The sequence below is a fragment of the Microbulbifer sp. CAU 1566 genome (assembly GCF_023156515.1).
GTDB lineage: Bacteria > Pseudomonadota > Gammaproteobacteria > Pseudomonadales > Cellvibrionaceae > Microbulbifer.
This window is the reverse complement of the sequence record NZ_JALNMG010000001.1, coordinates 1165644-1189271: the sequence shown is the minus strand read 5'-3', so window position 1 is coordinate 1189271 and position 23628 is coordinate 1165644. Positions and strand designations below refer to the sequence as shown.

General features: G+C 57.4%; 19 protein-coding genes. 14 read left to right on the top strand and 5 right to left on the bottom strand.

Annotated elements, in window-relative coordinates:
• Window positions 1-121: 121 nt before the first annotated feature.
• From nspC to M0G74_RS04950, 4 genes are all read right to left on the bottom strand, one after another.
• The gene (nspC, locus tag M0G74_RS04965; protein WP_248215197.1) at window positions 122-1315 is read right to left on the bottom strand and encodes a carboxynorspermidine decarboxylase; all 1194 of its coding nucleotides are present in this window, start codon (window positions 1313-1315) and stop codon (window positions 122-124) included.
• Between the two features lie 64 nt (window positions 1316-1379).
• Window positions 1380-2579: a saccharopine dehydrogenase family protein gene (locus M0G74_RS04960; protein WP_160152153.1), complete on the bottom strand. Its 1200-nt coding sequence runs from the start codon at window positions 2577-2579 to the stop codon at window positions 1380-1382.
• A 39-nt stretch (window positions 2580-2618) separates the two neighbouring features.
• The gene (gene speA / locus M0G74_RS04955; RefSeq protein WP_248215195.1) at window positions 2619-4541 is read right to left on the bottom strand and encodes a biosynthetic arginine decarboxylase; all 1923 of its coding nucleotides are present in this window, start codon (window positions 4539-4541) and stop codon (window positions 2619-2621) included.
• Window positions 4542-4966: 425 nt separating this feature from the next.
• Entirely contained in the window at window positions 4967-5689 is a 723-nt protein-coding gene (locus M0G74_RS04950) for a DUF6515 family protein (RefSeq protein WP_248215193.1), read from the bottom strand.
• A gap of 238 nt (window positions 5690-5927) precedes the next feature.
• Here M0G74_RS04950 and panC point away from each other — a divergent pair, with 238 nt between their 5' ends.
• The 7 genes from panC to M0G74_RS04915 all read left to right on the top strand — a co-directional run bounded on the left by panC (window position 5928) and on the right by M0G74_RS04915 (window position 14929).
• A complete protein-coding gene (gene panC, locus M0G74_RS04945) occupies window positions 5928-6776 on the top strand; it encodes a pantoate--beta-alanine ligase (protein ID WP_248215191.1) in 849 nt (282 codons plus the stop codon).
• Window positions 6777-6787: 11 nt separating this feature from the next.
• Window positions 6788-7174, top strand: a complete 387-nt coding sequence (panD, locus tag M0G74_RS04940; protein WP_248215190.1) for an aspartate 1-decarboxylase — start codon at window positions 6788-6790, stop codon at window positions 7172-7174.
• A gap of 278 nt (window positions 7175-7452) precedes the next feature.
• On the top strand, window positions 7453-8148 hold the full coding sequence (locus M0G74_RS04935) for a Crp/Fnr family transcriptional regulator (protein ID WP_160152158.1): 696 nt from the start codon (window positions 7453-7455) through the stop codon (window positions 8146-8148).
• Window positions 8149-8280: 132 nt separating this feature from the next.
• Window positions 8281-10503 (top strand): TonB-dependent receptor, encoded by a 2223-nt coding sequence (locus tag M0G74_RS04930; RefSeq protein WP_248215188.1) that lies wholly within the window; start codon window positions 8281-8283, stop codon window positions 10501-10503.
• 120 nt (window positions 10504-10623) lie between these two features.
• Entirely contained in the window at window positions 10624-11910 is a 1287-nt protein-coding gene (locus tag M0G74_RS04925) for a serine hydrolase domain-containing protein (protein ID WP_248215186.1), read from the top strand.
• A gap of 188 nt (window positions 11911-12098) precedes the next feature.
• Complete coding sequence (locus M0G74_RS04920; protein WP_248215184.1) at window positions 12099-14000, top strand: bifunctional acetyl-CoA hydrolase/transferase family protein/GNAT family N-acetyltransferase; 1902 nt, start codon at window positions 12099-12101, stop codon at window positions 13998-14000.
• Between the two features lie 2 nt (window positions 14001-14002).
• Window positions 14003-14929: a histone deacetylase family protein gene (locus M0G74_RS04915; RefSeq protein ID WP_248215183.1), complete on the top strand. Its 927-nt coding sequence runs from the start codon at window positions 14003-14005 to the stop codon at window positions 14927-14929.
• Between the two features lie 222 nt (window positions 14930-15151).
• Here the strand turns inward: M0G74_RS04915 and M0G74_RS04910 are convergent, their stop codons facing one another.
• Entirely contained in the window at window positions 15152-15505 is a 354-nt protein-coding gene (locus tag M0G74_RS04910; protein WP_248215181.1) for a cupin domain-containing protein, read from the bottom strand.
• A 288-nt stretch (window positions 15506-15793) separates the two neighbouring features.
• On the opposite strand from M0G74_RS04910, the gene acs reads away from it, so the two are divergent.
• The 7 genes from acs to M0G74_RS04875 all read left to right on the top strand — a co-directional run bounded on the left by acs (window position 15794) and on the right by M0G74_RS04875 (window position 23624).
• Window positions 15794-17731, top strand: a complete 1938-nt coding sequence (gene acs, locus M0G74_RS04905; protein WP_248215179.1) for an acetate--CoA ligase — start codon at window positions 15794-15796, stop codon at window positions 17729-17731.
• Between the two features lie 125 nt (window positions 17732-17856).
• The gene (locus tag M0G74_RS04900) at window positions 17857-18708 is read left to right on the top strand and encodes a universal stress protein (protein WP_248215177.1); all 852 of its coding nucleotides are present in this window, start codon (window positions 17857-17859) and stop codon (window positions 18706-18708) included.
• 63 nt (window positions 18709-18771) lie between these two features.
• On the top strand, window positions 18772-19203 hold the full coding sequence (locus tag M0G74_RS04895; protein ID WP_248215175.1) for a hypothetical protein: 432 nt from the start codon (window positions 18772-18774) through the stop codon (window positions 19201-19203).
• Window positions 19200-19784: a GNAT family protein gene (locus tag M0G74_RS04890; protein WP_248215173.1), complete on the top strand. Its 585-nt coding sequence runs from the start codon at window positions 19200-19202 to the stop codon at window positions 19782-19784. Before M0G74_RS04895 ends, M0G74_RS04890 begins: the two co-directional genes overlap by 4 nt.
• A 189-nt stretch (window positions 19785-19973) precedes the next feature.
• Window positions 19974-20348, top strand: coding sequence for a VOC family protein (locus tag M0G74_RS04885; RefSeq protein ID WP_160152169.1), 375 nt, complete (start codon window positions 19974-19976; stop codon window positions 20346-20348).
• 178 nt (window positions 20349-20526) lie between these two features.
• Entirely contained in the window at window positions 20527-22575 is a 2049-nt protein-coding gene (locus M0G74_RS04880; RefSeq protein WP_248215171.1) for a TonB-dependent receptor, read from the top strand.
• A gap of 62 nt (window positions 22576-22637) precedes the next feature.
• Window positions 22638-23624 (top strand): TIGR00341 family protein, encoded by a 987-nt coding sequence (locus tag M0G74_RS04875; RefSeq protein ID WP_248215169.1) that lies wholly within the window; start codon window positions 22638-22640, stop codon window positions 23622-23624.
• Window positions 23625-23628 lie beyond the last annotated feature (4 nt).

Sequence of the window (23628 nt, the reverse complement as noted above, 5' to 3'; positions counted from 1 at the left end):
TCGGCGACAGGGACGTCGCCGACGCAGCGTACAGGGATGTATTTACAGCGGTTTTGAAACCTTTCCCCCGGTGCTTCACCGCCACCGCGCCTCAAGCAAAGTGAGAAGCGGCGGAGTAACATCAAGACAACCGGCCCTTGAAATCCGCGTAGCCGAATTCTTTGATCAAACGCAGTTCATCAGTATCGGAATTCCACAGTGCTATGGAGGGCAGTGGAATCCCGTTAAAGGTATTGGTTTTGACCATGGTGTAATAGGCCATCTCTTCAAACACAATCCGGTCACCAATGTTAAGCGGCTCGGCAAAACTGTACTCGCCAATTCGATCGCCCGCCAGGCAACTCTGTCCGCCTAGCTGATAGGCGTGGGGAAGCTCTTCCGGCAGACAGGCACCGGTAATTTCCGGGCGGTAAGGCATCTCGATCACATCCGGCATATGGCAGGTGGCGGAAACATCGAGGATTGCCTGGTTCTTGCCATTCCAGGTCAGGTCTACCACTTCGCCCACCAAAACACCGCAAAAGAGCGCGACCGCTTCACCGGGTTCCAGGTAAACCTGCACCTTGTGTTTTTCGGAAAACGCTTTCACCGCGCTGATCAGCTCTTCTACCTGATAATCGCAGCGGGTGATATGGTGGCCGCCACCGAAATTGATCCACTGCATCCGCGGAATTAGGTCGCTAAACTTTTTTTCCACCGCTTTGATAGTGCGCTCCAGCGGTTTGAAATCCTGCTCGCACAGAGTGTGAAAATGCAGGCCGCTGATACCGGTCAGATCTTCCCCTTCAAACAGTGAACGCACGATGCCGAGGCGCGAACAGGGCGCACAGGGATCGTAAATCGGCGTGTGGCCTTCCGAATGCTCCGGATTGATCCGTAATCCGAACTGCAACTCCGGGCGCTGTTTCTGTGCATCCAAGCATATGTCTTTGTAGCGCTTCCACTGGGAAAAGGAATTGAAAATTACGTGGTGGGCAAAGCCGAGGATTTCCTTCAGCTCCTGCTCTTTGTAGCCGGCACTGAATACGTGTACCTCTTTGCCGAGATCCCTGCCGCCGTACTCTTCAAAGCCCAGTTTTGCTTCATTGATGCCGCTGGCACAGGTGCCGCTCAGGTATTCAGCAACGATATGGCCGATGCTGAACATGGAAAAGGCTTTCAATGCCGCGAGTACCTTGGCGCCGCTGCGTTTCTGCACGTCGGCCAGCACTTCGAGGTTGTCGCGCAGGGCGATTTCGTCAACGACGAAACAGGGAGTGGGCACGCGGCTGGGGTCGAATTCGCCAAAGTAGTCTTTGCGGGGCGTCAGATCCATAGAGTTCGTTTCGCTTCTGGCTATTGCAAAAATCCCGGATCTCGCGATCCGGGATTGATGGTTTTTACACGAATGGCTTGTCCAGCCAGGTTTCCTGCCAGGGCAGGCCGTACTTGTTGAGGTCGGCCATAAAGGGATCCGGATCCAACTGCTCCATGTTCCACACGCCGGGCTTCATCCACTTGCCTTCCATCATCATCTTGGCACCAATCATCGCTGGTACACCGGTGGTGTAGGAAATCGCCTGGGACTGGACTTCCTTGAAGCACTCCTGGTGATCGCAGATGTTGTAGACGTAGTAAATCTTATCTTCGCCACCACCCTGCGGGGTACCCTTGATGATGTTGCCGATACAGGTTTTACCCTTGGTCAATGGGCCCAGGCTCGCCGGATCCGGCAGCAGCGCTTTCAGGAACTGAATCGGTACAATTTGCTGGCCCTGGAATTCAATTGGCTCGATGCTGGTCATGCCCACGTTCTGCAGCACTTCGAGGTGCTTCAGGTAGCTGGCACCAAAGGTCATCCAGAAGCGCGCGCGCTCGATTTCCGGGAAGTGCTTGGAGAGGGATTCCAGCTCTTCGTGGTACAGCAGGTAGAGGTCTTTTTCGCCAATACCTTCGGGGAATTCGAACACCCGCTTTTCTTCCATCGGCTTGGTAGTGATCCATTTGCCGTCTTCCCAGTAGCGGCCATTCGCGGTGATTTCGCGAATGTTGATTTCCGGGTTGAAGTTGGTGGCAAACGGCAGGCCGTGATCGCCGGCGTTACAGTCCAGGATGTCCAGGGTCTTGATGCGGTCGAAGTGGTGCTTCTTGGCATAGGCGGTAAACACGCTGGTTACGCCCGGGTCAAAACCACTGCCCAGCAGTGCCATCAGGCCGGCTTTTTCGAACTTGTCCTGGTAGGCCCACTGCCAGCTGTACTCGAACTTGGCCTCTTCCGGCGGTTCGTAGTTGGCGGTGTCCAGGTAGTGCACGCCGGTTTCCAGGCAGGCATCCATGATGTGCAGGTCCTGGTAGGGCAGGGCCACGTTGATGACCATGTCCGGTTTGACCTTTTCGATCAGCGCGACCATTTCCCCGACGTTATCGGCGTCTACTTCCGCAGTATTGATCTTGCGCGGCAGCATATCGGCGATCTTGTCGCATTTGGATTTAGTGCGGCTGGCGAGGGTGATGTTCTCGAACACCTCTTCCACCTGCGCGCACTTGTGTGCAACCACCTGACCGACGCCGCCGGCGCCGACAATCAGAACATTGGCCATTTTTTTCTCCCTGTTCCTTTTATTGGGGAAACCAATAGATTATTTCTCGAAGTAGGTGTAACCGCTCATGCTTGCCGTGTAAGTATGCAAAATATCCTTACGCTGCTGCGCGGTGATACGCTTCTCTTTTACCGCTTTTTCCGCCAGTTTGCGGAAACGCTCGAACAGATCCTGCGGCGAGTACTCTACATAGCTGAGTACATCGGCAATGCTGTCGCCGTGGATTTCACGGCTGTAATCCACATGGCCGTCCTCGTCGATCCGCACGCTCACCACATTGGTATCACCAAACAGGTTGTGCAGGTCACCCAGTGTTTCCTGATACGCACCCACCAGGAAAGTTCCCAGAATATATTCTTCGCCTTCCTTCAATGCATGCAGTGGCAATGTCTTGCGCACATCCTGGCGATCGATAAAGCGGTCGATCTTGCCGTCGCAGTCGCAGGTAATGTCCGCGATGATTGCCGAACGGGTCGGTGCCTCATTCAGGCGGTGTACCGGCACCAGCGGGAACAGCTGATCAATCGCCCAGATATCCGGCAGCGACTGGAACACGCTCACATTCGCGTAATAAATGTCGGACAGCACCTCGGGCAGTGCCTGCAGGTCTATCGGTACCTGCTCCACTTCGTCCAGCAGTTTGCGAATTTTCTGCGCACACTGCAGGAACAGGTTTTCCGCCAGCGCGCGATCCCGCAGGCTTACCTGGCCGTGCAGATAGAGCGCGCGGATTTCATCGCGGTAGTAGAGCCCGTCGTTGTAACTTTCCTGCAAATTCTTCGGTGTCACACTCTGCAGCGCGTGCTGCAGATTCTTCAGCATCGGGTGCGCGTCTTCACCGATGCGGTCTTCTTCCAGCTCGATGGGTTCGAAGCTGGTGGTGTCCAGAATATTGAACAGCAGCACCGACGAGTAGGCTACCGTGGCGCGACCCGATTCGGTAATGATCACCGGGTGCTCCACGCCCTCGCTGTCCAGGGTGCCCATGATGGCTTCCACTACGTCCACGCAGTACTCGTCCAGGGAGTAGTTCTTGGAGTGGGTGTAGTTTGTCTTGGAGCCATCGTAGTCCACCGCCAGGCCGCCACCCAGGTCCAGGTAGCCCATGGCTGCACCTTCTTCCACCAGGTCGGCGTAGTAGCGGCAGGCTTCCAGCACGCCGGTGCGGATGTCGCGGATGTTCGGTACCTGCGAACCCAGGTGGTAGTGCAGCAGCTTCAGGCAGTGCAGCATGTCGTGGTCGCGCAGTTTGTCCACCATCGCGATCAGGTCGTTACTGCCGAGACCGAAAATACTGCGGTCGCCGCTGGTGGCATTCCAGTAGCCGCCCACCTTGCTGGCAAGTTTGACCCGTACACCGATGTTCGGCTCTACCTTTTCGCGCTCGGCACAGCGGATGATGGTGTCCACCTCGGAAGGGGTTTCCACCACGAAGAATACCTGTACGCCAAGGCGCTGAGCCTGAAGGCCCAGGTTAATGAACTCTTCGTCCTTGTAGCCGTTGCACACAATCAGCGCATCGGTATTGTCGAGGATCGACAGTGCCGCAATCAGCTCCGCCTTGCTGCCCGCTTCCAGGCCGTGACCGAACTGGCGACCGGCCTTGGCGATCTCTTCGATCACCTGGCACTGCTGGTTCACCTTGATCGGGAAAACGCCGCGGAATTTGTTGCGGTAGCCACTGCTCTCGATGGCACTGCGGAAGGAGTTGTTGATACGCGCAACCTGGGCATCGAGCAGATTCTCGAAACGCACCAGCAATGGCATGCCGAGACCGCGCTCGGTAGCACCGTGGGCAATGTCGAGCAGAGACACGGCGTGCAAGTCGCCGGCCTCGTTTTTGACTTCAACCGTTATCTCGCCGGACGGATTCAAATTGAAATAACCGGCGCCCCAGTTGCGGATGCCGTACAGCTCTGCGGAGTCTTCGCAGGTCCAGTTTTCGATCTGTTCTTGTTTCATGGCGCCTCGTTTTAGGAAAGAGGAACGGTTTTTTAGTCCGGTATATTGCTGGGTTATCAGGGGCGCGAATCTTGGGGCCAGAGTTTGCGGAAAGCAATAACTATAGAAAAGAAAAATAACCTTTTTCAAAGATTAAAATTAAATTTTTGTTCGGTTTTATAGGGTGAAAAACCGTGAATTGCGAGTGTGGGGCGCAGATTCCGTTGAATTGGTAGGAAATTGTGCGTTGTCTCGCTGTCGCCGTGCGGTAACGGCAAGCTCTGCAGGAATCAGTGTGGCGAAATGGTGAAGCGGAAATGTAAAAAAAGGCGACTCTTTACAGAGTCGCCGGAGATAAAACCGAATCAATATTCGGTTAGTTGGGGTTTGTGCCTGTGACTAAGGCCAGTGACATCCTGTGAAGGGAATTCTTGCTGAGTGCCCGGTTAGAAGAACCCCGGGTTGGCCACCACCAGGTAACCGCGGCGGTGGTTGTCCCAGCGGTAATAGGTGTCATAAGCCGTGTAGTAGCTGAGGCCGTTGAAGCTTACGGTTACCGCAGTCGTCGGCAAGGTGTGCACCAGGGCGCCGACCGGGGCGTGGGCTACGGTATAGCCGGCGCCGTAGGGACGGTAAAAGATGCCGTCACTGAAGTAATACCCCAGACCGCCAAACGTCAGGCTTACATAGTGCTGGGGCAGGCGAGTCCAGCGATAGCCATAGCCATAGTGGGCCGGGCGCCAGCGGTGCTTGTGCGGGCGGTGGTGCGGTTTATGTCGGGGTTTGTAATGGCGGTCATTGTGCTTGTAGCCGTGCCCGTGTCCGCGATCGTCCCGGTGGCGATTCTTGTCATAGCGGGAGTCGTAACCCACATACTTCACGTATTTGCGGTCATCCTTGCGCGTGTGGTTTCTGTCCTGGTTGCCATTGTGATCCCCACGCCAGTTGTTTCCACCTTTGTGGTGATCCTGCTTCTGGCGATTGTGGTCACGACTCTGCTTGCGATTCTCGATATCGCGCACCTTGTTGTGGTGCCCGCGCTGCTCCTGGACAAACCGGTTCTTGTGGTCGCGGTCATTGCGATGGTGGCGGTCGTCCCGGTCCGCCAGTGCCGGGCCGGCAACCAGCAGCAGGCTGGCAGTGGTGATGGCAGTGATCAGTGTTTTCATGGTCTCTCTCCAATCGCCGCCGGTGCGGCTTATCAGGTAGCCCCGGGTGTAGAAGGGCTGCTTTCTCTGTCATTGGGGGCCATTCTGCGGGCTGTACACTGAATCCTTCCTGAATCGCCCCCAGAAAATTGCCAGGCAGGTCGCAAAAACCGAATCTGACCAATGTTTCCCAATTTGTCGTAGTCGGGAGAGGGGGGGTAATATGCCGCCCGTGTACACCTCTGGCGGAACCCCGGCAATGCAAGTTTTTCACCATGTGGCCAGCCTGCGCGACGCGCTGGCAGAGGCCCGCCGCGATGGCAAGACCATCGGTTTCGTGCCCACCATGGGCAATCTCCACGACGCCCATATCGAGCTGGTCAGGCTGGCTCAACAGCAATGTGACCTGGTGGTGGTCTCGATCTTCGTCAACCGCCTGCAATTTGGCCTGAACGAGGACTGGGATACCTATCCCCGCACCATGCAGGAAGATATGGCCAGACTCCGCGCGGCCAATTGTGACTACCTGTTCCACCCGGACGAAGCCGAGATTTACCCCAATGGCATGGACCAGCAGACCAAGGTGATCTGCCCGGCCATGACCGATGTGCTCTGCGGCGCGAGCCGTCCGGGACACTTCGAGGGCGTTACCACGGTGGTGGCAAAGCTGTTCAACATCGTGCAGCCCAACAAGGCGGTTTTCGGTATCAAGGATTTCCAGCAGCTGGCGGTGATCCGGCGCATGGTGGAAGACCTGTGTATGCCGGTAGAGGTAGTGGCGGCACCGGTGCACCGGGAGACGGATGGCCTGGCAATGAGCTCGCGCAATGGCTATCTCACCGAAGAGGAGCGCCCGAAGGTAGCGATTCTGAACCAGTCGCTGAACTGGGCGCGTACCGAAATCGAAAATGGTCGCCGGGACTTTGCGGCGCTGGAGGATGAAGCCCGGACGCGGATCGAAAACGCGGGCTTCAAGGTGGACTATTTCTCCATCTGCAACAGCAAGGATTTGCAGCCGGCGGCACACGATGACCGCGAGATCACACTACTGGGGGCTATGTACACCAGCGGTGCACGCCTGATCGATAACGTATCTTTGAGCATGTGAAGGAGTCCGTTATGCAAATTGAGATGCTGAAAGGCAAGCTGCATATGGCGGCGGTGACTCAGGCGGAGCTGTGGTATGACGGTTCCTGCGCAATTGATGAAGACCTGGTGGAGCTGGCCGGGCTGCGTGAGTTTGAGAAAATCGATATTTACAATGTCTCCAACGGCGAGCGTTTCCATACCTATGTAATTCTGGCGGAGCGCGGCTCTGGCATCATTTCCATGAATGGCGCCGCCGCGCGCCGGGTTCAGGTTGGCGACCGCATCATCATTGCTGCTTATGCGCAAATGTCCGAAACCGAGGCCGATACATTCAAGCCCAGGCTGGTCTACCTGGACGAGCGCAACTGCGTAGAGCGCAGCACCAACGCGATTCCAGTGCAGATGGCCGAGGCCTGATCCTCCTCACTGCTATATTCCAGGTTTCACCTGTGCGCAGTAGCGATCATTGATCGCGACTGCGCAACTTTCCTGAGCCTTCCCTTTCTTTCGAATGCATGTGCGTCACCAGTGCCATTGTTGATCCAGTGTGTGTTCTGCACTGAGGGAAACGGGCGTCTTTCCCCGCTGAATGGTGATCTTGTCACCTGATTGCGTTTGTTTTTTTCATGTATGTGCCTTTAATTCAGGCGGCAGTAACATAACAAGTCCCGGCCGGTGCGAATGGAGCTCTGTTTGTGAAACACGAAGACATAAAGCAAACCCTGCTGGATAGCCACTGGTTCCAGGGGTTACCCGATGATGTGATCGAGCAGATGATTGCCGGCGCAAAACTGAAGAGCTTTACCGATGGCCAGTACCTCTACAGCAAAGGTGATGAGCCCGATGGCCTCTACGCAATTTTACAGGGGGCGGTAGTGGCGGAAATCAACAGCAAGGAGGGCAAGTGTGCGGTGATGGGCATCCTGGAGAAAGGCAGCTGGGTGGGTGAAGTCTCCGTATTTGACGATGGTCCCAGGCCCAGTGACGCCGTAGCCAGAGGCAGCGCTCAGCTGCTGTTTGTTCCAAAAGAGAAGTTTCAGGCGCTGCTGGAAGAACAGCCGCGGCTTTATCGCCACTTTATTCGTCAGGTGTGCAAACGCTATCGCAGCGGACTGCGAATGCTTGAGGCCAGCCTGATTCGTTCGCTGCCGGAGCGGCTGGCCTTGCGGCTAATGGATTTGGCCACCGGCTATGCCGAGTACCGTATTGGTGACCAGGAAGTAAGCCTGAGCGTATCGCAGGAGGAGCTGGCATTGCTGGCCGGGACCACGCGACAGCGGATCAATCAGGAACTGAAAAAGTGGGAGAAAGCCGGTTGGGTCAGCCTGGGGTACGGCACCATAACCATCCATGACTGTAACGCACTGGAAAGTTTACTTTCGACGAGCTGAGAGGGGTTCTTTCTGGAGTGTCCGAATTCGGACAGTTATGCCCGGAAAGGGCATATTAGCATCGAGCACAACTGTCGGGGGCTGCCCCGACAAAATCATTCAGATAACAATAAATCCTGAGAGAAAGTGCCGATGAACACCCGAATTATGCCTTTGCATGCGCGCCGCCTGCTGGCCCTCGCCATTAGCGGCGCCACCCTGATTCCCTCGCTGTCCCTGGCCGCACAGAATGCGACCCTTGAGGAAGTGACGGTCACTGCGCAGAAGCGCCAGGAGCGCGCGCTGGAAGTACCCATCTCCATTGCTGCGCTGAGTGCCAACGCCCTTGAGCAGAGCGGTATCAAGGAAGTGAAAGATCTTGGCGAAATGGCGCCCAATGTCCAGATCAGCCAGGACAGTGATTTCTCCTCCCGCATCACCATCCGCGGCGTCGGTGCCAATAGCCGCAATATCGGCTTTGATACCCGCGTGGGTGTGTATCTCGATGGGATTTACCTGGGGCAGTCACCGGCGGTGAACCAGGGGCTACTCGACCTGGAACGGGTGGAGGTACTGCGCGGTCCCCAGGGCACCCTGTTCGGAAAAAACACCGTGGCCGGTGCCGTAAACCTGATTTCCCGCAAGCCCGGTAATGAGCAGGAACTGGATCTTGGGATCAACATTGGCAACTTCAACAATCGCGAATTCCAGATCCGCGGCAATCTGCCCGTGTCCGATAGCACTGCGGTCTCGCTCAGCCTGAACCAGACCGAGCGCGATGGCTATATCAAGAATCTCTACAACGGCGACGACGTCAATGGCCGTGATTCCACCTCGGGACGCGTCACCCTGCGCTCGGATCTGGCGGACAACCTGACGCTGAATCTCGCGGCCGATTACATGGCGCAGGATCGCTGGGGCTTCAACGGTGAGCCGCTGACCTACGTGTTTGCCTCGGGCTATCCGGTCGAGGGCAACAACAAATACGAGATGTACCAGAATCGCACCGTGCCGGAAGACAAGGAACTCTGGGGTACTTCCGCCACGGTGGACTACGACATGGACAGCGGTTTTTCCTTCCGGTCGATTACCGCTTTCCGCAGTACCGACATGATTTACGGTACCGATGTGGATTTCACCGAGCTGGACCTGGTGAACACTGCCTACCACGATACTTATGACCAGATCACCCAGGAGTTCCAGCTGACCTCGCCGGCGGATTCTGCGCTGTCTTATGTGCTGGGTCTCTACTACTTTGCCCAGGATAGTGACACCGAGCGCAACGCACTGGCCGGGGAGCACGCGGGCATTCTGGGGCTGACACCGTTCTCCACTGCAGTTGCCTACGGTGGCACCGTCGACACACAAAGCTACGCCATCTTTGCCAATGGTAATTACGATCTCACCGATCGCCTGAATCTCGGCTTCGGTTTCCGCTACTCCCTGGAGACCAAGGATGTGGACTGGGCGATTGATGGCAGTGCTTCGGGCATCTTCAATATCGCCACAGGGGAAGTGCGGGATTCTCGCACCGATCGCGACTTTTCCCCCACGGTCAGCCTGAACTATTCGCTGGATGACAACAATTTTGTCTATGCGCGCGCCTCCACCGGGATCAAAAGCGGTGGCTATAACCTCGACTTCATCAATGCCAACCAGTTTACCGGCAGTCCGGATGACATCGAGTTCGATACCGAGTCGGTGGTCAGCTACGAGGTGGGTTACAAGGCGGAATTGCTGGATCGCCGCCTGAGACTGAACGCGGCGTTGTTCAATTCCGTGTTTGACGACTATCAGGTAAACCAGTACATCGAACTCGGCGGTGGCGGTACGGCGCTGACGATTACCAATGCGGCAGAAGTGGAAAGCAAGGGTGTCGAACTGGAGGCAACCTACGTGGCCACAGATAACCTGCAGTTGACCGCGGCGCTGGGCCTGCTGGACGCGCGCTTTAAACATTTCCCCGGTGGTGGCGACAACGGTGCCGATGCGTCTGGCAATGACCTGCCTTATGCGCCGGAAACTACCGCTTCCCTCGGTGTCCAGTACTACGTGCCGGTACCGGCGCTGGCAGCCACGGTGCTCCTGCGCACGGATTACAGTTACACCTCCGAGCGTTATATCAATCCCAGTAACAACGATGGCTTCAGCAACGGCGCCGTGGATGTCGCCTTTGATAATTTGGAAAGCTTCGACCTGATCAACGCCCGCGTTGGCCTGCTGGACGATGCCGACAAATGGGAGGTATACCTGTGGGGACGCAATCTCGCAGATAGTGACCACATGAACTACAGCTTCCGTGACTTCCTCGGCACTTACGTGGCCGGCTACGCAATGCCGAGAACCTACGGCGTGGAAGCCAAGTATCGTTTCTAATTTTCAGGAATCGAACCCAGAAATTAGTTAGCAGGGGGGCTATTGATCGGAGACCGGTCAATAGCCCTTTTATTTTCACGCTTTCAAACTGCACGCGTTAACGGATAGAGGGCGAATACGATGAAGAAATTTTTACAAACTTGCTGTGCCGGATTGCTGGCCGCGGCAGCGGTTGTCTCTGCGGAGAGCGCAACCAACGGTTACCTGCGCGACGTTGCTGATGGCTATGCTGCAGAGACTGCGTATCAACTGCGTGCCAGTTGGAGTCTACCAAAATTCCTGACCGTCACCCCGGAAGGGGCCTACTCCTATTTGCATCTGGCAGAGAATTTTCCCCACGCGACCATTTATCGTGCTGGCCCAGTGGTAGAGCTGCCGCGCAAGCCAGAGAGATGGGTTAAGACCCAGGAGATCACCTGGCAGGATAAAAAACAGCAATTTCACGACCTGATCACCGCGCAGGACTCTCCGCTGCAGGGCGCTGTGGTTATCCATCGCGGCAAGGTAGTTTATGAAGAATACCCGGGGATGCGTCCCTTCGATAACCACGTGTGGATGTCCAATGCCAAGCCGGTAGCCAGCCTGCTGATCGCCCAGCTGCAGGAAGAGGGCCGCATTGATGTCAACAAAACGGTGGCCGACTATCTGCCGGCGGCAATCGGTAGCGACTGGGAAAAGATCAAGCTGATCGATGTGTTGAATATGCAGACCGGTCTCGATCTGGAAGAGGGGCCGGAGCAGAGAGCCAACCCGAATTCAAGTTTCGCACGCTTTATGGTTGCGGAGGCGGGTCTGCCCAACGTGGATGGGGTACGTGAAACCCATAATCAGGCGTTGCTGGCAATCGTCAAGCTGCGCGAACCCGGTAGCGCCTTTGAATATTCCTCGGCCAATACGCAAATGCTGGGACTGGTGATCGAGGCGGTGACCGGGCAGCGCCTTGCGGACGTTGTGTCTGAGCGCATCTGGATGAAAGTCGGCATGGAAGGGGATGCGCAGCTCGGCCTTTCACCTCAGGGCAATGGCATCATCCACGGGCTGATTTCCTCGCGCCTGATGGATATGGCCAAGTTCGGTATGTTGTACACTCCGAGCTGGAATCGTGTTTCCAAAGCCCGGTTGGTATCAGAGAAAGCATTGAATGATATCCGTACCGGCGGGCAGCCGGAAAACTATCCCAGAGGCGTGCTCGGTCCGAAGTTGCAGAAGTTGTTTGCTGAAACGCCGAGAGCCAATGCCTATCAGTGGGATGCAGTATTTCACGATGGCGACTTTTATAAGGGCGGCATGAATGGGCAGGGATTGTATATTTCGCCCGAAAAAGACCTGGTGGTGGCCTGGTTTGCCAATGGTTTTTCACCGGTGCCGATGGAGAAGGCGGCGCGCAGCCTGGCGTTGGCACTGTAAATTGGACTAAGGAAAGAGAAGTCAATTTTGTTCCTGAATGGATGTCGCCACGCCGGCGCGGTCCCGCGCAGCGAACAACGAATTACTGGCCGCTAATCCCTGGAAGCTAGCAAAAGGTTGCGGTCACTTGTGGCTCCTGCGAGTCTTGCATACTATTGCACGACTCGACAGGAGGCGCTCTTTTCCGCATGTCATCCCTGACAAACCCCAAAACCAGCGAACCCGTCGCCTGGGATCAATTACTCAAAAGCGGCTGCCGGATTTTTCTCGGTTCCCACGCCGCCGTCCCCAACGAACTGATGGCCGATCTGGTCGCCAACAGTCGTGGCCTCAACGATATTGAGGTCACCCATGTGTTTACCCTGTCTGATAACTTCTGGGCCGAGCGTAAATACGCCGAGCTGTTTAGCGTCAATGCCCTGTATATCGGCGGTACTGCGGTGCGCGAAGCCGTAGCAGAGGGGCGGGCGGACTATACGCCGACATTTCTTTCCGAAGTGCCAAAACTGTTTAGCGATCATGTGCTGCCTCTGGATGCGGCGCTGATTATGGTGAGCCCGCCGGATGAACTGGGTTACTGCTCGCTGGGTGTGAGTGTGGATGTGGTGTCTTCCGCGGTAAAAAATGCCAGCACAGTGATCGCCCAGATCAATCCGAGCATGCCGCGCACCAACGGTCACACTTTTATCCACCGTGACCAGATCCACGCCTGGATGACCGCCGATGCCCCGATTCCCGAATCGCCGCCACCGGAAATGGATCAGGCGGTGGAGCAGATCGGGCAGTATGTGTCGGTACTGGTGGAGAATGGTTCCACCCTGCAGATTGGCATGGGCAAAGTGCACGACGCCGTATTGCGCTACCTGGGTAACCACAAAGACCTCGGTGTGCACTCGGAAATGATTTCCGACGGTGTCGCCCAGCTGATGAAAAGCGGTGTGATCAATAACCGCAAAAAAACCTTCCACAAAGGCAAGACGATTACCAGCTACTGCATGGGATCGAAAATGCTGTACGACTTCGTCGATGGCAACCCTCATGTGGAACTGTATCCGGCGGAGCATGTCAGCTCACCGGTAAAGATTTCCCGCAATGACAAAATGGTCGCGATCAACAGCGCCATCGAAGTGGATCTCACCGGTCAGGTGGTTTCCGACTCCATCGGCAGCCTGCTTTACAGTGGTATTGGCGGTCAGGTGGACTTCATTCGCGGCGCGGCACTGAGTAAGGGCGGCAAGCCGATTATCGCGTTGCCCTCAACCGCGCGGGATAAAAACGGCCAACTGGTTTCCCGTATTGTTGCCTCCCTTACCCCCGGCGGCGGCGTGGTTACCTCGCGGGCTCATGTGCATTTTGTAGTGACCGAATACGGCATTGCCTCCCTGCGCGGAAAAAGTATACGTGAACGGACTCTGGAAATGATCCGTATCGCACACCCGGAATTCCGCCGTGAACTACTGGAAAAAGTGCGCGAGTTTTACTGGGTGCCGGAATATCAGGAGCAGGCGCCTACCACAGTGCCGGAGCTGGGCGCTCTGGAACAGAAGCGTTACACCTTCGACGGCATCCGCTATACCCTGCGCCCACTGCGTCCTTCCGATGAGCGCCGGCTGCAGGAGTTTTTCTACACCCACAACAAAGAAACCCTGATGATGCGTTACAACCACCACGTAACGCAGATGTCCCGGGAAAAATCTTGCAGTCTCGTCAGTGTCGACCAGCGCAAAGACCTGGCGCTGTGCTTTACCGACTACGACGGTGGCAGCGAAGTGATTCAGGGGGTCGGTCGCTATTATTTTTACGAAGCAGATAACAGCTGTGAAGTCGCCTTCGTCATCAAGGAAAGCCGCCGCGGCCAGGGGATCGCCACCACCCTGTTGAAAGAAATGGAAACCATTGCGCGCGCGCGCGGCATCGGCAAAATGTTTGCTTGCGTGCGCCGGGACAACAAACCCATGCTCGGCATTTTTGAAAATGCCGGTTTTGCCACCCGCATGGGTGACAGCATGGACGAGCTTTACCTGGAGCTGGACCTGTCCGGCGCACCCGGCAGTGAAGCAATGGACGGAACAGGACAAGAAAAGGACTGAAGATGCCCACCGTCGGATTTTTTACCAGCCCCGCCTGCCGCAAGCACGACATGGGCAACGAACACCCCGAGTGCCCCGAACGCTTGGATGCCATCCAGGACCAGTTGCTCTCCAGCGGCATGGAATTTGTGCTGCGCTTTTTCGATGCCCCGCAAGCGACAAGAGCACAGCTTGAACGGGTACATACGCGGGAGTACATCGATTCCATCTACAGCCGCGCGCCCAGCGAAGGCATCGAAGTACTCGATGAAGACACCCGCATGTGTCCCGACACCCTTGCCGCCGCCCTGCACGCCGCTGGCGCGGCCGTGGATGCCGTCGACAAAGTCATCGCCGGCGAAGTGAACAGTGCCTTCTGCTCCGTGCGGCCCCCGGGCCACCACGCCGAACGCGACAAAGCCATGGGCTTCTGCCTGTTCAACAACATCGCCATCGCCGCCGCCCACGCCCGTGAACAGCGCGGCCTAGCCCGTGTCGCCGTCCTCGATTTCGACGTCCACCACGGCAACGGCACCGAAGACTTCGTTGCCGGCCGCGAAGGCTACCTGCTCTGTTCCAGTTTCCAGTCGCCGCTGTATCCGTTTACCGGTACAGAGGAATTGCCCGACAACATCGTCAATACACCGCTGGAGGCGGGAGCTGGCGGTGATGCACTGCGATCACTGGTCGAAAACGAATGGCTCCCAGCACTGGAAAAATTCCAGCCGCAGATGCTGTTTATCTCTGCCGGCTTCGATGGCCACGTGGAAGACCACATGGCACAGCTGCGCTTCAATGAAGACGACTATCGCTGGGTCACGGAAAAATTGCGGGAGTTTGCCGACGCACATTGTGAGGGGCGAATCGTTTCCGCACTGGAGGGCGGCTATGCGCTTTCAGCACTGGGGCGCAGTGTGGTCGCGCACCTGAAAGGTCTAATCGGTAATTAGAGCGAACACCGGAAGAAAATGAGACGCGAAGCTGAAGTACCGGGTATGGGTTTTCAGGATCGTCGCAAACAGGGCCGAAGGCGCCGCGTTGAAGCGGCCAGATAACTTGCGCCGAAGCGCCCAGGGATGGGTTAACAGGGGGGCGCCTAGCCTGGTCCTGAAAACCCATACCCGGCACTTGGCCGCCACTGCACAAACAAGTGGTTGCCACGGATCAGAGGATTACTCCTCATAAATCGCATAAAACTTCTTGACCGTGCCGATGGTCTCCCAAGTCCCTTCAAACCCGGCAGGAATACAGAAAGCATCCCCAGCAGAAACCCGCTCACTCACACCCTCGGCATCGGTAATCACCGCCTCGCCCTCGATGATGTAACAGAACTCATCCTCACTGTAAGTGAGTGTCCACTTGCCCGCATCCGAAGACCAGATACCGCAAAAGAAATTTTCCTTCGCATTGGTAAAGAAATGCTCCGTCAGCTGCTGCGGCATCCCCGCCAGCACTTTCTCTGGTGCCACCGGCCCCGAATCCCGCTCACCTGCACCCTCGCGAACGCGCAATAACTTCACAGCCATAAATCCACCTCTTGAAAATGTGATCACTTTTTTGGGCTATTGTGCACCGCCCCGACAAAAATGGCACGGGAATCCGGCTGCAGGCTGTGAAACCGCAAAGATCGCAGGCTATGATGGTACGACAGGAATCTTGACAGCGTTGTCATAAAGCGACTGCCAGTGGTATAACTTATCGGGATAAATGCCCCGGCTCCATGCCGGACGCGCATAACAGCGATGCAAAATGCCTGCTGGCCCTGTGCAAAGGGCCCGCGCAGCATCCCGATAATTCTAATAAGGGAGAAAACGATGTCTGAAGTGCACACCTACCCGGTACCCGAACAATTCGCCGCCGATGCCCTCGTCCACAATGAGGACTATCAGCGTATGTACCAGCAGTCTGTGGAAGATCCGCAGGCGTTCTGGTCCCAGCAGGCCAACGACTTTTTGCAGTGGAGCAAACCTTTCACCAAAGTAGTGGAAGAAGATCTCAGCAAAGGCCACGCCGCCTGGTTTGCCGACGGCGAACTGAACGTCTCCGCAAACTGTATCGATCGCCACCTGCCTGCACGCGCCGACCAGACCGCGTTTATCTGGGAAGGCGACGACCCCGCCGACAGCAAAAATATTACCTACAGCGAACTGCACCAGCAGGTCTGTCGCCTCGCCAACCTGTTGAAAGCGCGCGGCGTGAATAAGGGCGATCGTGTGTGTATCTACATGCCGATGATCCCGGAAGCGGCCTACGCGATGCTCGCCTGTAGCCGCATCGGTGCCGTGCACTCGGTGGTGTTCGGTGGCTTCTCTCCCGACTCACTCAAAGACCGTATCCTCGACTCCGACTGTCGCCTGGTGATCACCGCCGACGAAGGCGTGCGCGGCGGCAGAAAAGTGCCGCTGAAAGCCAATGTGGACAAAGCCCTGGCCAACTGCCCGGATGTGCACACCGCCATCGTGGTCAAGCGCACCGGTGCCAATATCGACTGGGACAGCAAGCGCGACATCTGGTACGCGGAATCCGTTGCCGAGCAGAGCGCTGACTGTGCGCCTGAGCCGATGAATGCGGAAGATCCGCTGTTTATCCTCTACACCTCCGGTTCCACAGGTAAACCCAAGGGCGTGTTACATACCACTGCCGGTTACCTGCTGATGTCCACCATGACGTTCAAATACGCCTTCGATTACAAGGAAGGCGATGTCTTCTGGTGTACGGCGGATGTGGGCTGGATCACCGGCCACAGTTACATCGTTTACGGTCCTTTGGCTGCGGGCGCCACCTCGCTGATGTTTGAAGGCGTGCCCACCTATCCCGATGCCTCCCGCTGCTGGCAGGTCGTGGAAAAGCACAAGGTCAATACTTTCTATACCGCGCCCACCGCGATCCGCGCTTTGATGGGCGCCGGCGACGACTTCGTCACCAAGTGCGATCGCAGCTCGCTGAAGCTGCTGGGCACCGTGGGCGAACCGATAAATCCGGAAGCCTGGGAGTGGTACTACAAGGTGGTGGGCGACAAGCGCTGCCCGATTGTGGACACCTGGTGGCAGACCGAAACCGGTGCCCACCTGATCACGCCGCTGCCGGGAGCGACCACCCTCAAGCCGGGCTCCGCCACGCGCCCCTTCTTCGGTGTTCAGCCGGCGCTGCTGGATGAGAAAGGTCAGGAAATTGCCGGTGAAGGCGAGGGCGCACTGGTGATGAAGGCCAGCTGGCCGAGCATGATCCGCAGTGTATACGGCGACCACCAGCGCATGATCGACACCTATTTCTCCACTTTCCCCGGCTACTACTTCACCGGCGACGGCGCGCGTCGCGATGCCGATGGCTACTACTGGATTACCGGGCGTATTGATGACGTGCTCAATGTCTCCGGACACCGCCTGGGCACCGCTGAAATCGAAAGCGCGATTGTGCTGCACGAAGACACGGCAGAAGCGGCGGTGGTTGGTTACCCGCACGATATCAAGGGGCAGGGCATCTACTGCTATGTCACCCTGAAAAACGGCCGCGAACCTTCCGAGGAATTACGCAAGGAACTGATCGACCTGTGCGTGCAGGAAATCGGCCCCATCGCCAAGCCGGATATCATCCAGTGGGCACCGGGACTGCCGAAAACCCGCTCGGGCAAAATCATGCGCCGTATCCTGCGCAAGATCGCTTGCAACGAGCTGGACTCTCTGGGCGATACTTCCACGCTTGCGGACCCTTCTGTGGTGGATGAGCTGGTGGATCACCGAGCCAATCAATAAGTTTGTACTTCCGTCACCGGTTTCCCGGAAGGGCTACCGGTGACGGGCAGGCTGCAGACAAAACTGCCCTTCGGTGATTTAATGGAATCAATGGTATGTAACTGATTTCAAGCACCGGAGGCGCTATGCAGAATATTCTCGTCATCCTCGACAAACCCAAGCATGAACAGATCGCTCTGGAACGGGCGCTGGAACTGGCAGAAAAAACGGGTGCGAGTTTGCAGTTGGTGAGTTTTGTCTACGAGCCGGTAGTCTCCATCCCGCTCCTCTCCGGTTCCATTCTGAACGTCAGCGGACAAATGCAGAAAGAGCGCGCGCAGTGGCTGCAGGCGCTCCAGCAGAAGTACCCACTTCCCCAGGGTTCAACCGCAGAAGTCATCTGGCACCACGATATCCCCTCCTGGACTCTGGAATACCTGTCCGCCAACGATTGCGACCTGGTGATCAAAACCGCGCAGAAGCAATTCGGCCGCGGCGGTTTTGGTTCCATCGACTGGCGTCTTATTGAAAACCTGCCCTCACCGCTCTGGCTGGCGGTCAACACGCACTGGGTCAAGCGCGATCGTATTGTTACCGCGCTGGATCCGGCGGTTGAGAACACCCTGCATATTGAACTCAACCAGCGGGTGCTCAAGCTGGCGGAGGCCCTTGCGCAACCGCTCAATGCGGACATTGAAACCGTCGCCTGTGTGCCGGTTCCCGACGAAGTGGCAGATCTCGATGAGTTCCGCGAGCAGGCCGGTAAATTGATGAACGCCGTGGACAAGGTGATTGCCGATAGCGGCGTGACCTGCAAAACAACGCATTTTGTTACCGGCAAGCCCGCGGCAGAAGTCAACCGGGTGGTGGACCGCAATAAAGCCCGCATGATCATGGTCGGGCGCGGTGTACGCAAAGGACCCAAGGGCTTTGTGCTCGGCAATACTGCTGAGCGGATTCTGGGGCGCGCCAACACCGATGTATTGATCGTCCCCTGAAGGCCTCTGTGGCCCCAGCGCATCGCCAAACAGGCACCGTGAAAAGTTGGAATATCAAACATCGTGAACGAACAGCAGTACCTCTACGAGCACTACCGGTTTAATGCCGACCAGCGACTCAAGGCATTCAATTTTTTTGTGGTGCTTTCCATGTTTGCCGATGGCGGTGTGTTTACCGCGGTGGAAAAAGATTTTCACCCGCTGATCCTGGTGCTGCTGGGCGGTTTTGTGGTGATTGTTTCCGGCGTTTTCTGGTTGATGGACATGCGCAGCCGTCAGCTGTTGAACCTGACGGTACCCGGTCTCAGGGCTATGGAACAGGGCCTATCGGCTGAGGCGCGGGTATTCAGCCGCGATCAGCAGTCCCACAGCCGCTTTGTTCGCTACACCTTTGCCATTCGCGCTTTGCTACTGGGGCAGTTTGTGTTTGGCTGCGGTGCCGTTATCTACGGCGCCCTCAGTTGCCTTGGGATTCTCCCATTGGGGGGACAATGAACCCGGACGGTTTCATTGTTCACCTGCCAACAATCCCTGTTGCCGGCGAGCCGGAACTCTGCTTCCGCTGGCTGCAGGAGTCAGATCTGGATGCATTGCGGGCGATTTTTTCGAAGTCGGAGGTCGTCCGCTATATGTCCTGCGAGCTGCAGGATTCGGATGAGAAGGCGCGGGAATATCTGCTGTCCATCCATCAGGGTTTTCTTTCCGGTGAGCTGTACCAGTGGGGTCTGGAGTGGCGCGGCAATATCGTCGGGACCGCAACCCTCGCCGGACTTGAGCGTCATGCGGGTGGCATTCACCAGGGGGAAATCGGCTTTGCCCTGGCGCCCGCCTGCTGGGGCCAGGGGCTGATGCGCCGTGTCCTGCCAGCCTTGCTGGACTTTGCCTTTTCGAGCCTGGGGTTGCACCGGCTGACCGCTGATGTCGACCCCCGCAACCGGGCTTCCCTCAGTTTGTTGGAGTTTCTCGGCTTCCAGCGCGAGGGGTTGATGCGCCAGCGCTATTTTCATCTGGGCGAAATTCAGGACGCGATGATTTTCGGCTTGCTGCGGCAGGAGTGGCAAACCGCACATCGCTGAGTGCGAAGGTCTAGCAGACGTCTTTCACCACCGTCCAAACTGCTCCGAGCTTTTTCTGTTTGTGTTTTCCCCGTCTTTCACTTTCTGCATTTTCTCTGCGTCATCCGCGTTTGCCTATTTCGCGTTTGCCTATACTGCTTCATTGCCGGCAATGAACCGGGTGATACGGCGGAATAGGAGGAGTCTGGAATGTTGGATCATATCGGTCTAATCGTGCACGACTATCAGCGCAGTAAAGCGTTTTACCAGTCGGCACTGGCGCCGCTCGGCTATGAGCTGGTATCGGAAATGGCGGACTGGGCAGGATTTGGCTGGGGTGGCAAACCGCAATTGCTGATCAAGGGCGGATCCAGCACGGTACCTGCGGTACATATTGCCTTCAGCGCCGAAGACCGGCAAACGGTGCACGCCTTTTACAAGGCGGCGCTGGAAGCCGGGGGTAAAGACAACGGCGCTCCCGGCCTGAGGCCGGAATACCACGACAGCTATTACGGCGCGTTTGTATTGGATCCAGACGGCCACAATATCGAAGTGGTATGCCACATTCCCGAAGATGCTTTCTAGGGCTGACAGGCGAATAATTTTTCATTTTCTGTCCACAATCTGCGTCATCTGACGCAAGAATGCGCCTCGCCTTTCTGGCAGTGTAAGCAACCTCAACTATCTTGAAGGGCGGCCGTTATTTTTGCCGGCCGCCATCACTGCGCTCACCTGTGAGTAAAAAAATAATTTGAGGTTTTGCATGTCCCTTGCCCTGATTTTTTCTCTTGCCGCCAGCGGTGCTGTCGACTCGGTCCGCCCATCGACCGGACTGGTAAACAACCCGGAAGCGGTCGAGGAGGTCACGGTACTTGGGCGCCAACTGAACCTGAATGGGGAAGCCATTTCTGCCTCTCAGGGGGAAGTGGGCCCGACAGAGATTGGGGCCTGGCCACTGATCCGCACCGGCGACCTGATGGAATTTGTACCCGGCATGGTGGCCACCCAGCACTCCGGTAGCGGCAAGGCCAATCAGTATTTCCTGCGCGGTTTCAATCTGGATCACGGCACCGACTTCGCCACCTTCGTAGACGGCATGCCGGTGAACCTGCGCACCCATGGTCATGGCCAGGGTTACACCGACCTCAATTTTGTCATCCCGGAAACGGTTGAGCGCCTGCGCTATCGCAAGGGGCCCTATTACGCCGACGTGGGGGATTTCTCCTCCGCCGGCTCGGCCAGTTTTGTGCTGGCAGAAAAGTTATCCACAGGGTTGGCGGAGCTGAGTTTTGGTGAGCAGGGTTACCGTCGCGGCGTGGTCGCGGATTCGCTGCAGTCCGGCAGCAGCGATCTGCTGTTGGCGGCGGAGTGGCAGACCTACGATGGCCCCTGGAGTGATCTCAGCGAAGATGTAAACAAGATCAATGTGCTGGGCAAGCTGTCCGGTGACCTGGCCGGCGGGCGGACCCATCTAACCTTCATGGGTTACGACAACAGCTGGAACTCCCCGGATCAGATTCCGGCGCGGGCGGTGGTTGAGGGCATCATCGACGCTTATGGCTCCCTTGATACCAGCCTCGGTGGCGACACCCGCCGCTACAGTCTCTCAGGCGGCTGGACCGGGGCCATGGCTGCTGGCGAGCTTTCTGCCAGCGCCTACGCCATCGATTACGACTTCAATCTCTGGTCCAACTTTACCTATGGTCTGGAGAACCCGAACAGTGGCGACCAGTTCCAGCAGCGTGACGCTCGCCAAATCTACGGCTTTGACGTGTCGCAACAGTGGCAGCGGGAAAACGGTACCTGGCAGCTGGGGCTGCAGGGGCGCCGCGACGATATCGACCGCGTGGGTCTCTACCATACCGCGGACCGTGCAATTCTCGGCAAGGTGCGGGAGGACCGGGTACTGGAGGACAGTCTCGGGCTCTTCGCCGTCAACCAGACCCAGTGGAGCGATACCCTGCGTAGCTATTTAGGGCTGCGCTACGACCATTACGATTTCGATGTAGACGCCGGGCTTGCCGCCAATAGCGGGCAGCGCAGTGATGGCAAATCCTCCCTCAAGGCCAGTCTCGCCTGGCAGCCGTGGCCGGTATCCGAGTTCTACCTGAGCTACGGCCAGGGGCTGCATTCCAATGATGCCCGCGGCACGGTCATTCGCACAGATCCGCTGACGGGTGAGCCGGTGGAGCGGGTGGATCCGCTGGTGGAGTCCCGCGGCAGTGAGTTGGGCTCCCGGCTGTTTATTACTGATCAGCTGCACGCGACTCTGGCCCTGTGGCAATTGCATCTCGATTCCGAGCTGCTGTTTGTGGGCGATGCCGGTAACACGGAGGCCAGCCGTCCCAGCGAGCGCCAGGGGGTGGAGGCGGGGATCTACTGGTTCGCCTCGGAGCGTATCAGCGGTGAGCTGGAAGTCTCCTATACCGAAGCGGGCTTCCGTGATACCGACCCGTCGGGGGATGAAATCCCCGGTGCCATTCCCCTGGTGGCCAGTGCCGCGCTCAATTACAGCGGCGACAATGGCTGGTTTGCCTCCCTGCACCTGCGCCACTTCGGTGCCTATCCCCTGATCGAAGACGGCAGCGTGGAGTCCGCCGGCTCTTCACTGGTGAATTTGCGCATGGGCCGGGATATCCAGAGCTGGCGCCTGCAGCTGGATCTGCTGAATGCCCTCGATTCCCGCGATCACGATGTGGATTACTTCTATGCCTCGCGCCTCCCTGGTGAGGGTGTCGATGGGGTGGAGGATATCCACTACCACATTTTCGAGCCGCGTACCCTGCGTGCCTCTCTGCGCTACCGCTTCTAGCCCGGGGCGGGAGCAAGGAGCAAGGAGTAAGGAGCACGGATAGGAGCAGGGAGTAAATAGTCGTGAAGCTGCTGGCCATTCTCGCCGATCCCCGCGATAGCGACCGCGTCGCCGCCATTGCCGAAGCCCGCGAGGCGGAAGAATTCCGCATTGAGGGCCCGGTGCAGAGTGGCCACCAGGCGATGCGCCTGCTCACCAGTGACGACAAGGTGCAGTTGTTCCTCGACGACCTGGCGCCCCTGATTGAGGGGGTGCAGGGGGCGCGGGTGCTGGTGATCCCGGTGGAAGTGTCTCTGCCCAAGCAGAGCGACGAGGAGCGCAAGAAAGAGGATGCCGCGCTGGCGGCACGGGAGGCGCTTTACGCCAGCGCCGAGAAAAGCGCGCGCCTGGACCGGGATTATCTGGTGCTGGTGATGCTCTCCACCCTGGTGGCGGCCATCGGCATGCTGGAAGACAACGTGTCGGCGGTGATCGGTGCCATGGTGATTGCCCCACTGCTGGGGCCGAATATGGCGTTCGGGCTCGGCACCGCCCTCGCAGACACTGCCCTGATGCGCAGTGCCCTGGTCACCCTGGTAGCGGGGCTACTGGTGGCGGTGGCGCTATCGGTAGTGATTGGCCTGCTGTGGCCCTGGAGTACCCTGAGCGGTGAGCTGCTGTCCCGCACCAATGTGGGCTGGGACTCGGTGGCACTGGCACTGGCTTCCGGCGCCGCCGCGGCGCTGTCGATGACCTCGGGGCTGTCCAGTGTGCTGGTCGGGGTGATGGTGGCGGTGGCGTTGCTGCCACCGGCCGCCACCTTCGGCATGATGGTGGGATCCGGCAAATGGCAGTTGGCGCTGGGTGCGGGCCTGCTACTGGCGGTGAACATCGTGTGCGTCAACCTGGCCTGTAAGCTGGTGTTTGTGATGAAAGGGATAGAGCCCCGCACCTGGTGGCAGAAGAAGTCCGCGCACAAGGCGATGAAAATCTATATCGGGGTGTGGGTCTGCTCCCTGCTGCTGTTAATGGGAGCGATCTACCTGCGCAATCAGTTCAACCTGCAGTAGCCCT

Coding starts and splice junctions, on each gene's coding strand:
- acs (WP_248215179.1), top strand. CDS start 15,794: ATGTCTGAAGTGCACACCTACCCGGTACCCGAACAATTCGCCGCCGAT.
- M0G74_RS04890 (WP_248215173.1), top strand. CDS start 19,200: ATGAACCCGGACGGTTTCATTGTTCACCTGCCAACAATCCCTGTTGCC.
- panC (WP_248215191.1), top strand. CDS start 5,928: ATGCAAGTTTTTCACCATGTGGCCAGCCTGCGCGACGCGCTGGCAGAG.
- speA (WP_248215195.1), bottom strand. CDS start 4,541: ATGAAACAAGAACAGATCGAAAACTGGACCTGCGAAGACTCCGCAGAG.
- panD (WP_248215190.1), top strand. CDS start 6,788: ATGCAAATTGAGATGCTGAAAGGCAAGCTGCATATGGCGGCGGTGACT.
- nspC (WP_248215197.1), bottom strand. CDS start 1,315: ATGGATCTGACGCCCCGCAAAGACTACTTTGGCGAATTCGACCCCAGC.
- M0G74_RS04950 (WP_248215193.1), bottom strand. CDS start 5,689: ATGAAAACACTGATCACTGCCATCACCACTGCCAGCCTGCTGCTGGTT.
- M0G74_RS04960 (WP_160152153.1), bottom strand. CDS start 2,579: ATGGCCAATGTTCTGATTGTCGGCGCCGGCGGCGTCGGTCAGGTGGTT.
- M0G74_RS04915 (WP_248215183.1), top strand. CDS start 14,003: ATGCCCACCGTCGGATTTTTTACCAGCCCCGCCTGCCGCAAGCACGAC.
- M0G74_RS04930 (WP_248215188.1), top strand. CDS start 8,281: ATGAACACCCGAATTATGCCTTTGCATGCGCGCCGCCTGCTGGCCCTC.
- M0G74_RS04880 (WP_248215171.1), top strand. CDS start 20,527: ATGTCCCTTGCCCTGATTTTTTCTCTTGCCGCCAGCGGTGCTGTCGAC.
- M0G74_RS04900 (WP_248215177.1), top strand. CDS start 17,857: ATGCAGAATATTCTCGTCATCCTCGACAAACCCAAGCATGAACAGATC.
- M0G74_RS04920 (WP_248215184.1), top strand. CDS start 12,099: ATGTCATCCCTGACAAACCCCAAAACCAGCGAACCCGTCGCCTGGGAT.
- M0G74_RS04925 (WP_248215186.1), top strand. CDS start 10,624: ATGAAGAAATTTTTACAAACTTGCTGTGCCGGATTGCTGGCCGCGGCA.
- M0G74_RS04910 (WP_248215181.1), bottom strand. CDS start 15,505: ATGGCTGTGAAGTTATTGCGCGTTCGCGAGGGTGCAGGTGAGCGGGAT.
- M0G74_RS04885 (WP_160152169.1), top strand. CDS start 19,974: ATGTTGGATCATATCGGTCTAATCGTGCACGACTATCAGCGCAGTAAA.